The sequence below is a fragment of the Curtobacterium pusillum genome, assembly GCF_007680845.1.
In the GTDB taxonomy this organism is placed as follows: domain Bacteria; phylum Actinomycetota; class Actinomycetes; order Actinomycetales; family Microbacteriaceae; genus Curtobacterium; species Curtobacterium pusillum_B.
Genome location: NZ_VEIY01000008.1, coordinates 39,215 through 58,537, shown reverse-complemented (window position 1 = coordinate 58,537; position 19,323 = coordinate 39,215). Strand labels below are relative to the sequence as shown.

At 69.9% G+C, this 19,323-nt stretch carries 16 protein-coding genes; 13 read left to right on the top strand and 3 right to left on the bottom strand.

Annotated features, from left to right (window positions below; translation table 11 throughout):
* Positions 1-81: 81 nt before the first annotated feature.
* Both FS825_RS15585 and FS825_RS15580 read right to left on the bottom strand, forming a co-directional pair.
* Positions 82-441 (bottom strand): L-rhamnose mutarotase, encoded by a 360-nt coding sequence (locus FS825_RS15585; RefSeq protein WP_260981271.1) that lies wholly within the window; start codon positions 439-441, stop codon positions 82-84.
* The gene (locus FS825_RS15580; protein WP_222126949.1) at positions 438-1,778 is read right to left on the bottom strand and encodes an MFS transporter; all 1,341 of its coding nucleotides are present in this window, start codon (positions 1,776-1,778) and stop codon (positions 438-440) included. The genes FS825_RS15585 and FS825_RS15580 overlap by 4 nt, the downstream gene beginning before the upstream one ends.
* Before the next feature lie 123 nt (positions 1,779-1,901).
* On the opposite strand from FS825_RS15580, the gene FS825_RS15575 reads away from it, so the two are divergent.
* The 10 genes from FS825_RS15575 to FS825_RS15530 all read left to right on the top strand — a co-directional run bounded on the left by FS825_RS15575 (position 1,902) and on the right by FS825_RS15530 (position 16,242).
* Complete coding sequence (locus FS825_RS15575) at positions 1,902-2,921, top strand: LacI family DNA-binding transcriptional regulator (RefSeq protein ID WP_144714804.1); 1,020 nt, start codon at positions 1,902-1,904, stop codon at positions 2,919-2,921.
* Between the two features lie 155 nt (positions 2,922-3,076).
* Positions 3,077-4,171 carry a LacI family DNA-binding transcriptional regulator gene (locus FS825_RS15570; protein ID WP_144714801.1) on the top strand — a complete coding sequence of 365 codons (1,095 nt, stop codon included), beginning with the start codon at positions 3,077-3,079 and terminating at the stop codon, positions 4,169-4,171.
* 232 nt (positions 4,172-4,403) lie between these two features.
* The gene (locus FS825_RS15565) at positions 4,404-5,729 is read left to right on the top strand and encodes an ABC transporter substrate-binding protein (RefSeq protein ID WP_144714798.1); all 1,326 of its coding nucleotides are present in this window, start codon (positions 4,404-4,406) and stop codon (positions 5,727-5,729) included.
* A gap of 4 nt (positions 5,730-5,733) precedes the next feature.
* Positions 5,734-6,672: a carbohydrate ABC transporter permease gene (locus FS825_RS15560; protein WP_395886385.1), complete on the top strand. Its 939-nt coding sequence runs from the start codon at positions 5,734-5,736 to the stop codon at positions 6,670-6,672.
* A gap of 5 nt (positions 6,673-6,677) precedes the next feature.
* Positions 6,678-7,562, top strand: a complete 885-nt coding sequence (locus FS825_RS15555; RefSeq protein ID WP_144715070.1) for a carbohydrate ABC transporter permease — start codon at positions 6,678-6,680, stop codon at positions 7,560-7,562.
* Between the two features lie 14 nt (positions 7,563-7,576).
* Positions 7,577-9,901, top strand: a complete 2,325-nt coding sequence (locus FS825_RS15550) for a family 78 glycoside hydrolase catalytic domain (RefSeq protein ID WP_144714796.1) — start codon at positions 7,577-7,579, stop codon at positions 9,899-9,901.
* 277 nt (positions 9,902-10,178) lie between these two features.
* Positions 10,179-11,351 (top strand): L-rhamnose isomerase, encoded by a 1,173-nt coding sequence (gene rhaI / locus FS825_RS15545; protein WP_144714793.1) that lies wholly within the window; start codon positions 10,179-10,181, stop codon positions 11,349-11,351.
* 4 nt (positions 11,352-11,355) lie between these two features.
* On the top strand, positions 11,356-13,440 hold the full coding sequence (locus FS825_RS15540) for a bifunctional aldolase/short-chain dehydrogenase (protein WP_144714790.1): 2,085 nt from the start codon (positions 11,356-11,358) through the stop codon (positions 13,438-13,440).
* 4 nt (positions 13,441-13,444) lie between these two features.
* Entirely contained in the window at positions 13,445-14,920 is a 1,476-nt protein-coding gene (locus FS825_RS15535) for a rhamnulokinase (RefSeq protein WP_144714787.1), read from the top strand.
* 128 nt (positions 14,921-15,048) lie between these two features.
* The gene (locus tag FS825_RS15530) at positions 15,049-16,242 is read left to right on the top strand and encodes an alpha-hydroxy acid oxidase (protein WP_144715068.1); all 1,194 of its coding nucleotides are present in this window, start codon (positions 15,049-15,051) and stop codon (positions 16,240-16,242) included.
* Positions 16,243-16,254: 12 nt separating this feature from the next.
* On the opposite strand, the gene FS825_RS15525 is transcribed toward FS825_RS15530, so the two are convergent.
* Positions 16,255-16,788 carry a hypothetical protein gene (locus tag FS825_RS15525; RefSeq protein ID WP_144714784.1) on the bottom strand — a complete coding sequence of 178 codons (534 nt, stop codon included), beginning with the start codon at positions 16,786-16,788 and terminating at the stop codon, positions 16,255-16,257.
* Positions 16,789-16,871: 83 nt separating this feature from the next.
* Here FS825_RS15525 and FS825_RS15520 point away from each other — a divergent pair, with 83 nt between their 5' ends.
* The 3 genes from FS825_RS15520 to FS825_RS15510 all read left to right on the top strand — a co-directional run bounded on the left by FS825_RS15520 (position 16,872) and on the right by FS825_RS15510 (position 19,173).
* A complete protein-coding gene (locus tag FS825_RS15520; RefSeq protein ID WP_144714781.1) occupies positions 16,872-17,315 on the top strand; it encodes a hypothetical protein in 444 nt (147 codons plus the stop codon).
* Positions 17,316-17,468: 153 nt separating this feature from the next.
* The gene (locus FS825_RS15515; RefSeq protein WP_144714778.1) at positions 17,469-18,317 is read left to right on the top strand and encodes an SDR family oxidoreductase; all 849 of its coding nucleotides are present in this window, start codon (positions 17,469-17,471) and stop codon (positions 18,315-18,317) included.
* Positions 18,310-19,173, top strand: coding sequence for a helix-turn-helix domain-containing protein (locus FS825_RS15510; RefSeq protein ID WP_144714775.1), 864 nt, complete (start codon positions 18,310-18,312; stop codon positions 19,171-19,173). The genes FS825_RS15515 and FS825_RS15510 overlap by 8 nt, the downstream gene beginning before the upstream one ends.
* Positions 19,174-19,323 lie beyond the last annotated feature (150 nt).

Sequence of the window (19,323 nt, the reverse complement as noted above, 5' to 3'; positions counted from 1 at the left end):
AGGACGATGCGGGAACTCCGTCGCTGCCACTCGAGCATCGCGCGGACAACCCGTACGATCGGTACGCCAGAGCCGTGGGCATCAGTCGTCCGCAGCGGCGAGCTGCTCCTCGAGGTTGAACACCTCCGGCAGCACGCGTGCCGTCTGGTCGGCCCGACCAGTGGCACCGTCGAACAGGTCCCGCATGTGCTCCTCCCACGCAGCCGCGACCTCGGAGGCGGCGAGGAACGCATCGGCATCCGCCACCGAGTCCGTCTCGTAGTAGCCGATGAGCAGGCCGTCGTCGTCGAGGAACAGGGAGTAGTTCCGGCGCCCAGCGGCCGCGATCGCCCTGAGCATCGCTGGCCAGACCGCGGCGTGCCGTTCGCGGTAGGCGTCCATGTGCTCCGCTGCCACTTGCAGCCGGAAGCACACGCGGGTCGCGCGGTCGCTCCCGGTCACCGGAGGCCCCGTGCGCGCTGACGTTCCGCGTGCTCCTCGGCGGTCCGGACCGTGCCGGTGGTGCTGGTGACGGTGCCGTAGCGCTCGGCCTCGATCTCCTCGAGGGTCCGGCCCTGCGTGCGCGGGGCCCAGATGGTGCCGACGAGGAACGACAGCGCGAGCAGCCCGAGGATCAGGCCACCGAGTGCCCGCAGGCCGATGTCGGACAGGAGCAGCGGGAACCAGATGCTCAGCAGGCCGACCATGACCCGTGCCGCGAGGAAGAGCACGCCCTGCGCACTCGCCCGGTACCGGGTCGCGAACAACTCGCTTGTCCACAGCCCGTAGAAGGCCTGCGCCCCGATGCCGGACGAGATGCCCCACGCGATCGCGAAGAACAGCAGCGTGCCGAGGTTCGCCGGCGCGTAGATGAGCACGGCCCAGGCGACGATGGCGAGCGCGGCACCGATCGCGAACAGCACCCGGCGGCTCATCCGGTCCGCGAAGCGCATGAAGCCGAAGTAGGTCGCGGCGACGGTGCACCCCCACACCAGGATCTGCAGGCCGTACTGCTCGGGCACGCTGGTGACCCCGGTGGCGGAGTAGACGCGCGGCTGGAAGATGCCGGCCTGACCGGCGACGGTGTTCCAGAGCGCGTAGACACCGAACAGGAACAGCATCGCGGTGAGGTTCTTGCGGCGGCTGAACAGCTGCGTGAACCCGTGGAAGAAGTTCGCGGTGCCGGTCGCCGCACGCTCGTCCTTCCAGATCGCGGACTCCGGCAGGCCGCGTCGGAGCCACCAGACGACGGCGGCGACGACGAACAGGTGCGCGAAGATGAGTCGGCTGCCGAGCAGGCCGAGCGGTGCCGCGGCGATCGCCAGGGCGAACCCGACCATCGGTCCGATCGACCACGCGAGCTGGGCGGTGCCGACGTGCGCCGCACGCTTGTCAGCCGGCGCCTGCTCGGCGATGTAGGTCCAGCTGGCCGGGACCCCGGCGCCGACGGCGATGCCGGTGAGGATGAAGCCGACGAGCAGCATGCCGTAGCTGCCGGCGAACACCGCGAGCAGGATGCCGAGCATGTAGAGCAGCAGGTCGTACGTGTAGATGAACTTCCGGCCGTACCGGTCGCACAGGGGTCCGCCGATGATCGCACCGGCGGCAGCGCCGAACGCGTTCGCGGACAGGCTCGCGAGGAGCCCGACCTGCAGGTCCCCGATGTGGAACTGCGCCTGCCAGAGACTGAGACTGGTGGCGATCGCGATGATCGACCCGGACTCGATGTAGTTCGACATGGCGACGGAGATCGTCGCCTTCCAGCCCGTGGTGTTGCGGGCTCCGATGCGGACCGCCATTGGTCCTCCGTTCGCGTGTTCGTCGGTGAATCGTTTCAACGCTGCACCGAGGAAGGTACCCGTCACCGAGCACGAGGGCAAGTCGCTCCACCGAAACCTGCGAGCCGCTGTCAGGATGACCCCATGGCAGTGAGCGTTCGGGACGTCGCAGCGCTCGCCGGCGTGTCCCTCGGCACGGTCTCGAACGTGCTGAACCGACCGGACAAGGTCGCACCCGCCACGGTCGAACGGGTGCAGTCCGCCATCGTCTCGCTCGGGTTCGTCCGGAACGACTCGGCGCGGCAACTCCGAGCCGGCCGGAGCTCGACCGTCGGGCTCATCGTCCTCGACGGGGGCAACCCGTTCTTCACCGACGTCGCCCGCGGAGCCGAGGACGCAGCGATGCAGAAGGGCCTCGCCGTCCTCGTCGGCAACTCGGACGAATCGGTGGACCGCGAGCACACCTACGTCGGCCTCTTCGAGGAGCGCCGTGTCGCCGGGCTCCTCATCTCCCCCGCCGGCGACGACCTCTCCCGCCTCGAGCGCCTGCGCGACCAGGGCACCGCCGTCGTGCTCGTCGACCGTCGCGCCGACGACGAGCACTTCGCGTCCGTGTCGGTGGACGACGTCGCCGGTGGCCGGATCGCCGTCGCCCACCTCGCGGAGATCGGTCGCCGACGCATCGCCTTCGTCGGGGGCCCCTTCGGCATCCGGCAGGTCGCCGACCGTCACGCCGGGGCGATCGCCGCCGCGTCGTCGGCCGGTGTGTCGCTCGAGGTGATCCCGACCGGTTCGCTGTCCGTCCTCGAGGGCCGCCGCGTCGGCGAGGCCATCCAGGGCCGTCCCGCAGCCGAGCGACCGGACGCGGTGTTCGCCGCCAACGACCTGATCGCGGTCGGTCTGGAGCAGGCGTTCATCATGCGCGGGTCGGTGCGCGTCCCGGAGGAGATCGCGATCGTCGGCTACGACGACATCGCGTTCGCCGAGGCCGCCGTCGTCCCGCTGACCTCGGTGCGGCAGCCGGCGCAGGACCTCGGGCGGCGGGCGATCGAGCTGCTGATGGCCCAGGTCGAGGAAGGGCAGGGAACCGAGACGCTCCACGTCGAGTTCACGCCAGAGCTCGTCGTGCGCCAGTCCACGGTGCTCGGCCGAGACTCGGCCTGAGCGACAGTTCTCGCGATGCGGCGCCCGAGATCGGGCTGATCGCGAGACTCGCGCGTGCTGCGCCGAGTCGGACTGGAGGCACGGGTCGAGCCCGCACCGCGCCTCCAGTCCGACGGTGGGTCGGGATCGCACGATCGCCGCCTACGATCGTGAGCATGGTGCATGTCCCGCGGCGCGACGGTCCGCCGAGCGTGCACCACGTCGCCGCCCGGGCCGGTGTCTCGCTCGCGACGGTCTCGAACGTGCTCAACCACCCCGAGCGTGTGGCCGAGCCGACGGCCGAGCGGGTCCGTGAGGCGATCGCCCACCTCGGGTACACGCCGAACCGCAATGCGCGGGCGCTGGCGTCCGGGTCGTCGCGGTCGATCGGCCTGGTGGTGGCGTCGCTCATGAACTCGCTCTTCGTCGACATGGTCAGCGGCGCACAACAGGCGTCGCGGGCGCGGGGGCACACGCTCCTCATCGCGAACAGCGAGAACGACGAGGGGGCACAGGCCGAACACCTCGCGTTCCTCGAGAGCACGCGCGTGTCGGGCATCCTGCTGGCGTCGATGACGGCCTCGCGGGACCAGGTCGATGCAGCACGGCAGCACGGGCTCCCCGTGGTCTACGTCAACTACGAGCCGGCCGACCTCGCCGCGTGCTCGGTCATCGTGGACAACGAGCAGGCCGGCTACGTCGCTGCGACGCACCTCATCGAGCAGGGGTGCCGGCGCATCGGCTTCGTCAGCGCCCGACCCGACCTGCAGCCCGTGGCCCGCCGCCGGGTCGGACTGCTCAGGGCGATCGCGGAACACCCGGGGGTGGAGCTCGTCGACGTCGACGCCGGGGACATCGACCCGCCCGGTGGCACCGACGCCGGATCCCGGATCGCGCGCATGCCCGCGGCCGAGCGACCGGACGGGATCCTCGGCGTGACCGACCTTCTGGCGATGGCCGTCGTGACCGAACTCCGGGCCGCCGGGATCCGTGTTCCGGAGGACATCCCGGTGTCCGGCTGCGACCACAACTCCGTGGCATGGGGCGGGGCGGTGCCGTTGACGTCCGTGACGATGCACGGGGTGGAGATGGGCGAGGCGGGGGTGGCGCTGCTCCTCGCCGAGCTGACCGACGACCCCGCGGAGCACGTGCACCGGACGGTGGTGCTCGGGAGCGAGCTCGTGGCGCGGGAGAGCACCATCGGGCGAGCCCGGTCGGCGGCTGCGGCGCGACGGACCCCGCCGAGCGACCCGCGCCGGACCGAAGCGTAGGCGGAGCGCGACCGCACGCGCGCGTGGCGGGGCCGCGCCGCGCCTCCCGTCCGGACCTGCGCGACCGCGCACTTCCGTAACGAATCCGAATCGGTGATTGACACGCTTCAAATCACGTGGTTCCATTCCGATTGAAACGTTCTAAACAGCAGCACCAGACCCCGCAGCGGAGCGGGATCCGGGTCCGTTTCACCGGGGCACCCCATGCCCCGGCCTTACGAGGAGGTAAGGAATGTCAGCTCGTTCCCTGACCACGCGTTTGATCGCCATCGGCGGCGCGACGGTCCTCATCGGCGGCCTGGCCGCGTGTTCGTCCGGCGGCTCCGCCGACACCGGCGGCAGCGGCGGCAAGGTCACCATCAGCTACCTGGTGGACAACTCGACCGCCACAGCCGTCACCACGAAGGCACTCGTCGCCGCCTTCGAGAAGGCGAACCCGGACATCACCGTCAAGGTCGACACCAAGCCCCAGGGCACCGACGGCGACAACCTCATCAAGACCCGGCTCTCGACCGGCGAGATGGACGACGTCTTCAACTACAACTCCGGGTCGCTCATGCAGGCGCTCAACCCGGACAACACCCTCGTCGACCTCTCGAAGGAGAGCTGGGCGAAGGACGTCGACAAGCAGTTCGTCAAGGTCGTCAGCACCGACAAGGGCATGTACGGCGCCCCGTTCGGGACGAGCTTCGGCGGCGGCGTGATGTACAACAAGAAGGTCTACAAGGACCTCGGGCTGAGCGTCCCGACGACGTGGGCCGAGTTCATCAGCAACAGCGAGAAGATCAAGGACGCCGGCAAGGTCGCCCCGATCATCCAGACCTACGGCGACACCTGGACGAGCCAGCTCTTCGTGCTCGGCGACTTCGCGAACATCACCTCGCAGCAGAGCGACTGGGCGACCCAGTACACGAAGCACAAGGAGTCCTACGCGAAGGACCCGGCACTCGCCGGCTTCACGCACCTCGCCGAGGTCAAGGACAAGGGCCTCGTCAACAAGGACTACGCCTCCGCGACGCAGGCGAACGGCCTGAAGATGCTCGCCGACGGCACCGGGGCGCAGTACCCGATGCTGACCAACGCGATCTCGACCCTGCAGCAGGACAGCCCGGACGCGGTCAACGACATCGGAGCCTTCGCGCTGCCGGCCGAGAACGCCGACGACACGAGCTTGACCATCTGGGAGCCGAACGGTCTCTACATCCCGAAGACGACCACGGGCGACAAGCTCTCGGCGGCGAAGAAGTTCATCGCGTTCGCCAACTCGTCCGACGGCTGCAAGGTGCAGAACGACACCGGGACCCCCGGTGGCCCGTACGTGATCAGCACCTGCAAGCTGCCCGACTCCGTCCCGCCGATGCTGAACGACGTCAAGAAGTACCTCGACGACGGCAAGGCATCGCCGGCGCTCGAGTTCCTGTCGCCGATCAAGGGCCCGAACCTCGAGAAGATCTGCGTGCAGGTCGGCTCCGGGATCTCCTCCGCCGCGACGGGCGCGAAGCAGTACGACCAGGACGTCGTGCAGCAGGCGCAGCAGCTCGGTCTGAAGGGCTGGTGACGGCGTGACCGCGACGCTCACGACGGCGCTCGAGCCGTCGAAGACGACCCGGTCCGGCACCGGCGGTGCCGGACCCGCCCGGAAGCGCATGCGCTCGTTCTACCCGGCGTGGTTCTTCATCCCGGCGATCGCGCTGTACGTCGTGTTCTTCGCGGTCCCGACCTTCGCGGGGTTCTACTTCTCGCTCACCCGCTGGACGCTGTTCGACCAGACCTTCATCGGCTTCGACAACTTCGTCCGGTTCTTCCAGGACCCGCAGCTGCTCAGCGGGTTCGTGCACACGTTCGAGTACGGGTTCGTGACGAGCGCGGCGAAGGTGGTCCTCGGACTCGCCCTCGCCCTGCTCCTCACGAGCCCCGTGCTCGGGCGCGGCTACCTGCGAGCGGTGGTGTTCTTCCCCGTGCTGGTGTCGACGATCGGCATCGGCATCACGTTCAAGGCCCTGCTCGACCCCTTCCACGGCATCGTGAACGGCCTGCTCGGCTCGGTCGGCCTCCCCACCCCGGGGTGGCTGACCGACCCGAACCTCGCCCTGTGGAGCGTCGCCGCGGTGGACGTGTGGAAGGGCGTCGGCATCGCGACCCTCATCTTCATCGCGGGCATCGTGGCGATCCCGCAGGAGTACTTCGAGGCGGCCAGGGTCGACGGCGCGAGCTCGTGGTCGATCTTCCGGAACATCACCCTGCCGCTGTCGCGACCGGCGATGGGCACCGTCATCATCCTGTCGCTCATCGGCGGCCTGCGGTCCTTCGACCTCATCTGGGCGATGACCGGCGGTGGACCGGGGTTCACGAGCGACGTCATCGCGAGCGTGATCTACAAGCAGTACCAGGCCGGGTTCTACGGACTGTCCACCGCCGGGAACGTCGTCCTGTTCGTCGTCGTCACCGCGATCATGGTGCCGGTCTCGTGGCTCCTCAACCGGAAAGAGGCAGACCTGTGAGCGTCATCACGAGTCCCCGGCGCAGCGCCGGCACCGTCCCGGCCGCACCGCACCGCCGACGGCGGCAGACGACCCGTAAGTGGATCATCGGCATCGTCGCCATCGTGGTGAGCTTCGTCGTCTTCCTCGTGCCGTTCGTCTTCGTCCTCCTGCAGGCAGCGAAGTCCCCGGCCGACGCGAACCAGCTCGGCTTCACCCTGCCGACCCAGTGGCAGCTGTGGCAGAACCTCGAAGCGGTGTTCAACTCCGGTGAGAGCGGCATCGTCCGGGCGTTCCTCAACAGTGCCGTGCTCACCGTCGGGAGCGTGGTCATCATGGTGGTCTTCTCCGCCATGGTCGGCTACGTGCTGCAGCGGCGACCCGGCCGGTGGAACGGCGTGATCAACTTCTTCGTCCTCGCCGGGCTCATCGTCCCGCCCGCGATCGTCCCGACGATCTGGGTGCTGCAGGGGCTGAACCTGTTCAAGACGATGGGCGGGATGATCCTCATCGAGGCGACCTTCGGCCTGTCGTTCTGCATCCTGCTGTTCCGGGCGTTCGTCGCGACCATCCCGAAGGAGCTCGACGAGGCCGCCGTCCTCGACGGGGCCGGCCCGGTCCGACTGTTCTTCGGGGTCGTCCTGCCACTGCTCAAGCCGGTCATCATCACGGTCGTGCTCGTGCAGTCGGTCGCGGTCTTCAACGACTTCGCGAACCCCCTGTACTTCCTGCCGGGATCGGAGAACGCGACGGTGCAGCAGACGCTCTACGCGTTCCAGAGCCAGTCGGTCAGCCAGCTGAACCTGCTGTTCACCGACGTGCTGCTCATCACGATCCCCCCGCTCATCCTCTACATCTTCTTCAACCGCCAGATCGTCGCCGGCATGACCAGCGGCGCCGTCAAGGGCTGAAAGGCACGAGTCACATGACCACCTGGACCGCACCGTTCATCGCGGCCGACACCGACCTCGGGAGCGCACCGATCCTGCGACGGGAGTTCTCTCTCGACGCCGACCACGGGGCCGTCACGAGCGCCACCCTCGACGTCAGCGCGCTCGGCGTCGTCGAGGCCTGGCTCGGCGGGCAACGCGTCTCCGACCACCTGCTCGAGCCGGGGTGGACGAGCTACGAGTGGCGCATCCGCGTCGTCTCGCACGACGTCACCGGACACCTCGCCGGGACGACCCCGGGGGACGCAGCCGTGCTCGCGCTCGTGCTCGGCAAGGGCTGGGCAGCGGGTCGCCTCGCCTGGGGCGGGGGCGGCGGCTGGTACGCCGACGAGCCAGCGGGCTTCGCCGAGCTCCGCATCCGGTTCGCGGACGGCCACGAGCAGCTCGTCGCGACCGACACCGACTGGGAGGCGCTGTCGAGTGCGATCACCGCCGACCAGCTCTACGACGGCGAGGACATCGACGCGCGCCTGCGTGATGGCTCCTTCCTCACCCCGGGCGAGGTCACGGTGCCGAGCGTCGACGGGCACGAGGGACGGACCACCGGCGTGCGCACGATCGACACCGGCGAACGGGAACTGGTGGCCGACACCGTCCCGCCCGTCCGCCCCCTCGCCGAGATCGCACCGGTCGAGGTCTGGACGAGCCCTTCCGGGGCGACGCTGATCGACTTCGGCGTGAACCTGGTCGGGTGGGTCCGGGTCGTCGCCTCCGGGCCGGCCGGGACGGTCCTGACCCTCGAGCACGCCGAGGTGCTCGAGCACGACGAGCTCGGCACCCGTCCGCTGCGCACCGCCAAGGCGACCGACCACTTCACCCTGAGCGGGAGCGGTCCCGAGCAGCCCGACCGCTTCGAGCCGCGCTTCACGTTCCACGGCTTCCGGTACGCCCAGGTCGACGGCTGGCCGGGCACGCTCGACGAACTGCGCGCGGCGTTGACCGCCGTGCAGGTCGGCTCGAACCTCGCCCGCACCGGCACCTTCGAGTCGAGCCACGAGCTGCTCAACACCTTCCACGACAACGTCGTCCGGGGCATGCAGGGCAACTTCCTCAGCGTCCCGACCGACTGCCCGCAGCGCGACGAACGGCTCGGCTGGACCGGGGACATCGCGGCGTTCGCGCCGACGGCGTCCTATCTGTTCGACACGCGGACCTTCCTCGGCGACTGGCTGCGGGACGTGTGGCTCGAGCAGCAGCACGCCGACGGGGTCATCCCGTTCGTGGTGCCGGACGTGCTGAAGTACTCCCCCGCCGAGGACTTCGGCAAGCCCGACGCGACCGCGATCTGGTCCGATGCCGGGGTCTGGGTGCCGTGGACGCTCTACCAGGCGTACGGCGACACGGCGGTGCTCGAGGAGCAGTTCGACTCGATGGCCGCGCACCTCCGACGGATCCGCGACCACCTGTCGCCGCAGGACCTCTGGGACACCGTGTTCCAGTTCGGCGACTGGCTCGACCCGGATGCTCCGCCGGAGGACCCCGCGGACGCCAAGGCCGACAAGGGCGTCGTGGCGACCATCTGCGCGTACCGGTCCGCCACGATCGTGGCGGAGGCGGCCGAGCTCCTGGGCGGCCACGAGGCGGAAGCGGCCGAGTTCCGGGAACTGGCGTCGCGCCTCCAGGCCGGCTTCCGAGCCCACTACCTGCAGGACGACGGGCGGATCCTGTCCGACTCGACCACCGTCTACACGTTGGCGATCGTGTTCGGGATCCTCGACGCCGAGGGCGAGGCGAAGGCGGGCGACCGGCTCGCCGAGCTGGCCGAGGCGTCCGGGTACCGGATCTCCACCGGGTTCGCGGGCACGCCGTTCATCACCGACGCGCTGACCAAGACCGGGCACCTGGACGATGCGTACCGGCTGCTGCTGCAGACCGAGTGCCCCTCGTGGCTGTACCCGGTGACGATGGGCGCGACGACGGTGTGGGAGCGGTGGGACTCGATGCTGCCCGACGGCACGATCAACCCCGGGGAGATGACCTCGTTCAACCACTACGCGCTCGGTGCGGTCGCGGACTGGATGCACCGGGTCGTGGGCGGACTCGCGCCGCTGGAGCCCGGGTACGCGACGGTGTTGGTGGCGCCGCAGCCCGGTGGCGGTCTGACGTGGGCGTCGACCTCGCTCGACACGGTGCACGGGCACGTCGCAGTGCGGTGGGAGCTCGTCGACGGCGAGCTCGTGGTGCGGGCGACGGTGCCGGAGGGGGTGTCGGCGGTCGTGCGGCTGCCCGGTTCGCCGGAGCAGCGCGTGGGTGCGGGCGCGCACGAGTTCCGCGTGGCGGCGGCCGTGCCGGCCGCGTAGCGCGCGGCGCGCGGCGCAGCGCCCCGCGCCGCGCCGCGGCACGGCGGGGCGGGGCGCCCGGCGGAACCAGGTTCCGGCGTTTCGACACCGCGCGACAGACACAGCACCGCGGAAAAGCGTGGTGCTGTGTCCGGAACCTGGTTCCGCCGCCCCCCCCCCCCCCCCCCCCCCCCCCCCCCCCCCCCGCCCCCCCCCCCCCCCCCCCCCCCCCCCCCCGCGAACCGCGCGCAGCGCGTACCGTATGAAACGATTCAATCGACCACGAGGAAGTGCAACGATGACATCGACCCCGAGCTTCGCCGGCATCGCCGACCAGCTGGCGGCACAACAGATCGAGCTCCCGAGCTGGGCGTTCGGCAACTCCGGCACCCGCTTCAAGGTGTTCAGCACGCCGGGCACCCCGCGGGACCCCTACGAGAAGATCGCCGACGCCGCCAAGGTGCACGAGTTCACCGGACTGGCTCCGAGCGTGGCGCTGCACATCCCGTGGGACCTCGTGGACGACTTCGCCGACCTCAAGCGCCACGCGGAAGAGCACGGCGTCCGGCTCGGCACCGTCAACTCGAACACCTTCCAGGACGACGACTACAAGTTCGGCGCCCTCACCCACGTCGAAGAGTCGATCCGGCAGAAGGCGATCGACCACCACCTGCGGTGCATCGACGTGATGGACGCCACCGGCAGCCGCGACCTCAAGATCTGGCTGGCCGAGGGTTCGAACTACCCCGGCCAGGAAGACATGCGGAGCCGCCAGGACCGCCTGCACGAGTCGCTCAGCACGATCTACGACCGCCTCGGCCCGGACCAGCGCCTGGTGCTCGAGTACAAGTTCTTCGAGCCGTCGTTCTACCACACGGACGTCCCGGACTGGGGCACGAGCTACGTGCAGACGGCAGCCCTCGGCGACAAGGCGATGGTCTGCCTCGACACCGGCCACCACGCCCCCGGCACGAACATCGAGTTCATCGTCATGCAGCTGCTCCGCCTCGGCAAGCTCGGCAGCTTCGACTTCAACTCGCGCTTCTACGCCGACGACGACCTCATCGTGGGTGCGGCGGACCCGTTCCAGCTGTTCCGCATCCTGGTCGAAGTCATCCGCGGCGGCGGCTACGACAACCCCGACGTCGCGTTCATGCTCGACCAGTGCCACAACATCGAGGACAAGATCCCCGGCCAGATCCGCTCGGTGCTCAACGTGCAGGAGATAACGGCCCGCGCGCTGCTCCTCGACCGCGTCGCCCTCACCGCCGCGCAAGAGGCGCACGACGTCCTCGGCGCGAACGAGATCTTCATGGACGCGTACCAGACCGACGTCCGCAAGGACCTCGCCGCCTGGCGTGAGTCCCGCGGCCTGCCGGCGAACCCGATGCGCGCGTACCTCGAGTCGGGGTACCAGCAGTCCATCGCCGAGGACCGCGTCGGCGGCGTCCAGGCCGGTTGGGGCGCGTAGACAGATGACACACACACTGGAGGCACGGGTGGACCCCGAAGCGCAGCCCACGTCCGCAGACACCACGATCAGTGCGCTCATCGCGCGCTCGAACGCGCTCGGCTCGGACCCCCGAGTCACGAACTACGCCGGCGGCAACACGTCGGCGAAGGGCACCGACACCGACCCGGTGACCGGCGAGCCGGTGGAGCTGCTCTGGGTGAAGGGCTCCGGGGGCGACCTCGGCACCCTCACCCCGGCGGGGCTCGCGGTGCTGCGGGTCGACCGGGTCCGTGCCCTCCAGCAGGTGTACCCGGGTGTGGAGCGCGAAGACGAGATGGTCGCCGCGTTCGACTACACCCTGCACGGCAAGGGCGGCGCCGCGCCGTCGATCGACACGGCGATGCACGCCCTCGTCGACGCGGCGCACGTCGACCACCTGCACCCGGACGCCGGCATCGCGATCGCGACGGCGGCGGACGGCCCCGAGCTGACGGAGCGGATCTTCGGCGACCGGGTCGTGTGGGTGCCGTGGCGTCGCCCGGGGTTCCAGCTCGGCCTCGACATCGCCGCGATCAGGCGGGACAACCCGCAGGCGATCGGCACGATCCTCGGCGGCCACGGCATCACCGCCTGGGGCTCCTCGTCGGCTGAGACGGAAGCGAACTCCCGCTGGATCATCGACACCGCGGAGCAGTACATCGCGTCGCACGGCAAGGACCAGCCGTTCGGCCCCGTCCGACCGGAGTTCGAGGCGCTCCCGACCGACGAGCGCCACGAGCGCGCGGCAGCCCTCGCCCCGACCATCCGCGGCATCGCCGGCCACGACAAGCCGGTGGTGGGCCACTTCACCGACAGCGACGTCGTGCTCGACTTCCTGGCGAGCGAGCGCGCACCGGAGCTCGCCGCCCTCGGCACGAGCTGCCCCGACCACTTCCTCCGCACGAAGGTGAAGCCGCTCCTGCTCGACCTGCCGGCGACAACGACCGTCGAGGAGCAGCGAGAGCGCCTGCACGAACTCCACGAGCAGTACCGCGCCGACTACCAGGCGTACTACGACCGGCACGCGACGCCGGAGTCCCCCGCGATCCGCGGCGCTGACCCGCTCATCGTGCTCGTCCCCGGCGTCGGGATGTTCTCGTACGGCAAGGACGCTCAGACGGCCCGGGTCGCCGGCGAGTTCTACGTGAACGCCATCAACGTCATGCGCGGCGCGGAGTCCCTCAGCACGTACGCCCCCATCGACGAGGCCGAGAAGTTCCGCATCGAGTACTGGTCCTTGGAAGAGGCGAAGCTCCAGCGGATGCCCGCCCCGAAGAAGCTCGCCACGCGGATCGCCCTCGTGACGGGCGCGGCGAGCGGCATCGGCAAGGCGATCGCGAAGCGCCTGGCGGCCGAGGGTGCCGCCGTCGTCATCGCCGACCTCGACCTCGCGAAGGCGCAGGAAGCCGCCGCCGAGATCGGCAACGAGGACCGGGCCATCGGCGTCGCGGCGAACGTGACGGACGCCGGCGCGATCGACCAGGCGATCCAGCAGACGCTGCTGCACTTCGGCGGCCTCGACCTCGTCGTGAACAACGCGGGCCTGAGCCTCAGCAAGAGCCTGCTCGAGACCACCGAGCAGGACTGGGACCTGCAGCACGACGTCATGGCGAAGGGCTCGTTCCTCGTGTCCAAGGCGGCGGCGAAGGTCCTCATCGAGCAGGGCCTGGGCGGCGACATCGTGTACATCTCGAGCAAGAACTCGGTGTTCGCCGGTCCGAACAACATCGCGTACTCGGCGACGAAGGCCGACCAGGCACACCAGGTGCGGCTCCTCGCGGCCGAGCTCGGCGAGCACGGCGTCCGCGTGAACGGCATCAACCCTGACGGCGTCGTCCGCGGCTCGGGCATCTTCGCGTCCGGCTGGGGTGCGAACCGGGCGAAGACCTACGGCATCGACGAGCAGGACCTCGGGAAGTTCTACGCCCAGCGCACGATCCTCAAGCGCGAGGTCGTGCCGGAGAACGTCGCCAACGCCGTGTACGCGATCTGCACCGACGACTTCTCGCACACCACCGGCCTGCACGTACCCGTGGACGCGGGCGTCGCCGCCGCGTTCCTCCGGTGACGCCGTGACGAGCAGCGGCAGCGTCGCCGCGGTCGACCTCGGCGCCACCAGTGGCCGCGTGATCGTCGGCCACGTCGACGCCGAGGGCGTCCGGATGGACCACGTCGCCCGGTTCCCGAACGGTCCGGTCGCCGTGCACGAGGGCGACCGCGAGGCCCTGCACTGGGACGTCGTCGAGCTCTACCGGCAGGTGACGGCCGGCCTGCGGGACGCCTTCGCCGCGCACCCCGGGATCGTCAGCATCGGCATCGATTCATGGGCGGTCGACTACGGCCTGCTCCGCGGCGGCCGGCTCCTCGGCCTGCCGTACCACTACCGGGACGAACGCCACGAGCACGGTGTCCACCCGGTGCACGAGCGACTCGACGCCGCCTCGATGTACGCCCGGAACGGTCTGCAGCACCTGCCGTTCAACACGGTGTTCCAGTTCGCCGCCGATCCGTCGCTCGCGCTCGCGCAGCGGGCGCTGCTCGTCCCTGACCTCCTCGGCTACTGGCTCACTGGGGTCGAGGCGGCCGAGCGCACGAACGCCTCGACGACCGGGGCCCTGAACGCGACCACCCGCGGATGGGACCCGGCGTTGCGGGCTGCTGCGGGCCTCCCGAGCGGACTGCTGCCCACGCTGCGCGACCCGGGCGACCGACTCGGTCCCCTGCTGCCGTCCGTCGCCGAAGCCGTCGGCGGACAGGCGCCCGTCACGTTGGTGGGCTCGCACGACACGGCCTCAGCCGTCGTCGCGATCCCCGCGACCGACCCGGACTTCGCGTACATCTCGTCCGGCACGTGGTCGCTCGTCGGCGTCGAGCTCGACGCGCCCGTCCTGACGGACGCATCGCGCGAGGCGAACTGCACCAACGAGGGCGGCGTCGACGGACGGGTCCGGTTCCTCAAGAACGTGTCCGGACTGTGGCTGCTCTCCGAGAGCGTGCGCACCTGGGAACGCGGTGGCGAGCGTGTCGACCTGGAGGCGCTGCTCGCCTCCGCCGCGGCCGTCACCGCCCCGGTCCCCGTCTTCGACGTCGCGGACGAGTCGTTCACGCCGCCCGGCGACATGCCCGCTCGGATCGCCGCGTGGTGCACCGACCACGGGTTGTCGGCACCCGCCACCCCCGCCGAGTTCGTGCGCTCGATCCTCGAATCGCTCGCCGCGGCCTACGCCACGACGCTCGAGACGATCGTCGCCGTCACGGGCAAAGACGTCCGACAGGTGCACATCGTTGGTGGTGGGTCCCAGAACCGACTGCTCTGCCAGCTGACCGCCGACCGCACCGGGCTGCCGGTCCTCGCCGGACCGGTGGAGGCGACCGCGCTCGGCAACGTGCTCGTGCAAGCTCGGGCCGCCAGGCTCGGCGGACTCGGGGGCGCGTCGCTCGAAGCGCTCCGCGAGACCGTCGCCCGCACCGTCCAGCCCGTCCGCTACTCCCCCACGGCGGGCAGTTCCGCTCCCCGAACCACCCCGAGACGTAGGATGTCTGTATGACCTCGACCGATGACCAGCGCCGTGTCGACCCCGCGACCGGAGCACCCGCCGCTGCGACGGGGCCCGCGTCCTCCGCGCGGGCCCGCGTCAAGCGGCAGCTGCCGACCGTGCGTGACTTGGCGCCGCTCATGCAGTTCAAGAAGCCGGACCTGAACGCGCGTCGCCGTCGGCTCGACCAGGCGCTCACCATCTGGGACCTCCGGGACATCGCGGCCCGCCGGACCCCTCGTGCCGCCTTCGACTACACCGAGGGCGCTGCCGAGGCGGAGATCTCGCTCGCCCGGGCCCGTCAGGCGTTCGAGGACATCGAGTTCACGCCCGCGATCCTGCGTGACGTGTCGTCCGTCGACACCTCGCGCTCGGTGTTGGGTGCCCCTGTTGCGTACCCGTTCGGCATCGCCCCGACCGGGTTCACGCGCATGATGCAGACCGAGGGCGAGCGCGCCGGTGCCCGAGCCGCCGGACGCGCCGGCATCCCGTTCTCCCTGTCCACGATGGGCACCACCGCGATCGAGGACGTCCGCGACGCCAACCCGAACGGGCGCAACTGGTTCCAGCTGTACATGTGGAAGGACCGCGAGAAGTCGATGGCGCTGGTCTCCCGCGCGGAGAAGGCCGGCTTCGACACGCTGCTCGTGACGGTCGACGTCCCCGTCGCCGGCGCTCGACTCCGGGACAAGCGGAACGGGTTCTCGATCCCGCCGCAGCTCGGCGTCAAGACCATCGTCAACGCGATCCCCCGACCCTGGTGGTGGTTCGACTTCCTCACCACCGAGCCGCTCGCGTTCGCCTCGCTCGACCGCTGGTCCGGCACCGTCGGCGAGCTCCTCGACCACATGTTCGACCCCACCGTCACCTACGAGGACCTCGCGTGGATCCGGTCGCAGTGGAAGGGCAAGGTCGTCGTCAAGGGCGTGCAGTCCCTGGCGGACGCCAAGCGCCTGGCCGACATGGGCGTCGACGGGATCACCCTGTCGAACCACGGCGGCCGGCAGCTCGACCGCGCTCCGGTCCCGTTCCACCTCCTGCCGTCCGTGGTGAAGGAGGTCGGTCAGGACACCGAGGTGCACCTCGACACGGGCATCATGTCCGGCGCGGACATCGTCGCCGCGGTCGCCCTCGGCGCGAAGTTCACGATGGTCGGCCGGGCCTACCTGTACGGGCTGATGGCGGGGGGCGAGGCCGGGGTCGACCGGATGATCCAGATCCTGTCCGAGCAGATCGAGCGGACGATGCGGCTGCTCGGGGTGGCGTCGCTCGACGAGCTCGAGCCGGGGCACGTGACGCAGTTGCAGCGGTTGACGCCGATCGCGCGGGGCTGACCGGCCGGCTCGTCAGCGCATGCGGGTCGGGTCGCTGCGACGCCGCACGACCAGGGTGCCGATGCCTTGGACGATGAAGAAGGCGGCACACGCCACGAGGACTGTCGACACGACCACCCGGTGGACCGACAGGTCACCGAGCACGAGCGACAGCAGGCCGAGTGCGAGGAAGATGCCGCCCATCACGATCACCACGACCGGGTTCGGCGCGACGAAGAAGCGGCGGCCGCCGTTCGCCTCGGCGATCGCCCGGTCCCGAGCGTGCGCGACGGCGTCGGGCGACCGCCCCTCGCGCCGGTCCAGTCGACGCTGGCGCGCGCGGAGCAGCAGCCACACCACGACCCCGACGAGCACGGACGCTGACCACGAGACCCACTCGACCGCGTGGAAGAAGCCGAGCACGAACGAGGTCACGAGTCCGGCACCCACACCGAACGCCGCTGCCGTCGTGACCTGGTCCGTACGGCCGGAGGCGTTCGTGACGTAGCCGGGACGCCTGGCGTACGGATCGTGCTCGGGCTGGTCGTCGGCGCGTTCGTTCCCCACGAGCCGAACCTACCGGCCGTGGGTCGCTGAGGCGCAACACGATCGTGACCTGCCCGATCCGCGGTCCGTGGTGTGATGTCGGCATGCGGTGGGGACGTGGTCGCGCGGTGGTCGGCGTGGTGGCCCTCGTGGTGGCCGGCGCCTCGTTGGCCGGGTGCGCCGCTCAGAGTGGTGCGTCCGGGTCCTGCGCGGGCACGTCCATCGAGCTCCGCGACTCGTCCGATCTCAGACCGAGCGGCTCCGTCAACCTCCGAGTCGAGTGGCTGTACCGCATCTGCGAGGACACCGGCGGGACCTTCCGGCCGTCCGACGACGTCACGGTGACGATCACCCCGGACGCGACGGGTCGAACGGTGCTGCTCGGACGTCCGACGCCCTCGGGCCCGCAGTTCACGGTCGACGGGCGGTTCGAGCTCCCCGACGACCTCCCGCCGGGTGAGGCGGTCCTCGGCGTCCACAGCCACGACGGGGACGGGTCGGGCGCGGACCTGCCGGTGACGATCAGCGCTTCCGCCTCCGAGGGCTGAACTCGTACCGCGACGGCCCACCCCATCCCGACGATCACGATCACCCTGAGTTCTCGAGGGCACTGGGTGGCAGGAACTGTCCCACCGAGTCGTGGCGAGTCCGATCGAGACTGGTCGCAGCAACCGATCAGATCGACCCGGAAAGAGACGATGATGACGAAGACATGGCTGATCACCGGCGCAGGACGAGGATTCGGGCTGGAGATCGCTCGCGCCGCCCTCGAGTCCGGTGACCAGGTGATCGCGACTGCCCGCGATCTCGAGCGTCTCGACGCGGTGCTTCCCCGAGACGAGGCCCGACTCCTGACTGCGAGGCTCGACATCACCGACGCCGAAGCCGCCACGCAGGTCGTCTCGGACGGTCTCGAGCGGTTCGGTCGGATCGACGTCCTGGTCAACAACGCCGGCTACGGCCAAGTCGGCGCGTTCGAAGAGTTGTCGCCGAGCCGCATCGAGCGACAGTTCCAGACGAACGTCTTCGGGACGTTCCACGTCACCCGAGCCGTCCTGCCGACGATGCGCGCGCAGCGAGCAGGTCGGATCATCAACATCTCGTCGCTCCTCGGCCTCGTCGGCACCGACTGGTGGTCCATCTACTGCGCCGCCAAGTTCGCTGTGGCCGGCTGGTCGGAATCGCTGAGCCGCGAACTGGCACCGTTCGGCCTCTCCGTGACGGCTGTCCACCCGGGCCAGTTCGCCACCGACTTCCTCGACCCGACGTCACTCGGGCTCGGCGACGTCCAGATCGACGACTACCGTTCCCTCGACCACGCTCGCCGGAGCTTCGTCGCGGAGCGGAACCACGAACAGCCCGGCGACCCGGTGCGGTTCGCAGCCGCGATCATCCACCTCGCGGACCACGACGCCCCACCGGCCCGGGTCGCGGCGGGCACGGACGCGTTGCACTCCTTCGAGATCCGCGCCCACCAACTCCTCGACAGCGCGGACGAGTGGCACGACTTCGCCGTCTCCACCGACGCCGTCGTCGACGCCGATGTCTGAGACGGACGCACTGGGACAGGCGCTCCGCACGTGGCGGGAGCGTCTGTCTCCGAGCAGTGTCGGGATGGTGGCCGGACGTGACCGCCGCACGCCTGGGCTGCGCCGGGAAGAACTCGCGGCCCTCGCCGATGTGTCCGTGGACTACGTCGTCCGCTTAGAGCAGGGCCGTGCCCGCCCGTCCGTGCCGGTCCTGGGTGCCCTGACGCGCGCGCTCCTGCTGTCCAAGGACGAGCGAGACCACCTCTTCCGGCTCGCTGGACACGAACCTCCGACCGACGCCGCCATCTCGCACTACATCCCCGTCGGGGTGCAACGCATGCTCGTCCGGCTCGGTGACGTGGCGATCGCCGTGTTCTCAGCCGACTGGACACTCATCTCCTGGTCGCCACTGTGGGCAGCCGTCATGGGCGTCCCGGACGGACCGGAGATCGACCAGACCAATCTGGCGCGGATGACCTTCCTCCCTGGCGACCGACCGATCGGGTTCGGAGCGCACCCGATCCGCACCATGGGCGACTCGAAGCAGGATCGCGCGAACCTCGTCGCCGATCTTCGCTGGGCGACCGGGAAGTACCCGCGAGACGCCGAGCTCGCCGCACTGATCGACGACCTCCTGGGCAACACCGAGTTCGCGCAGACGTGGCACTCAGGTGTGGTCGCCCGTCACGGCTCCATCCGGAAACTCGTCTCGCACCCCCTCGGCGAGATCATCCTGGACTGTGACACGTTGACCGTCCCGGGCGCCGATCTCAACATCCTCGTCTACACGGCGGCCGAAGGCTCACCCGACGCCGAACTCCTCGAATTCCTCAGGATCACCCGTCCGACGACGATCGCGGACCGGCGAACGCGCTGACCGCCGGCACCGTCGCGAGCGAGGGGCTGGGGCGGAAGCACCGTTAGAACTAACCAGTCAGTTGACGGCCATGACGAAGCGCTCTACGGTTTAGTTATCAACCATCCGGTTAGTAGTCGGTGACCACTGGTCTCTCTAGAGAAGGCGTGA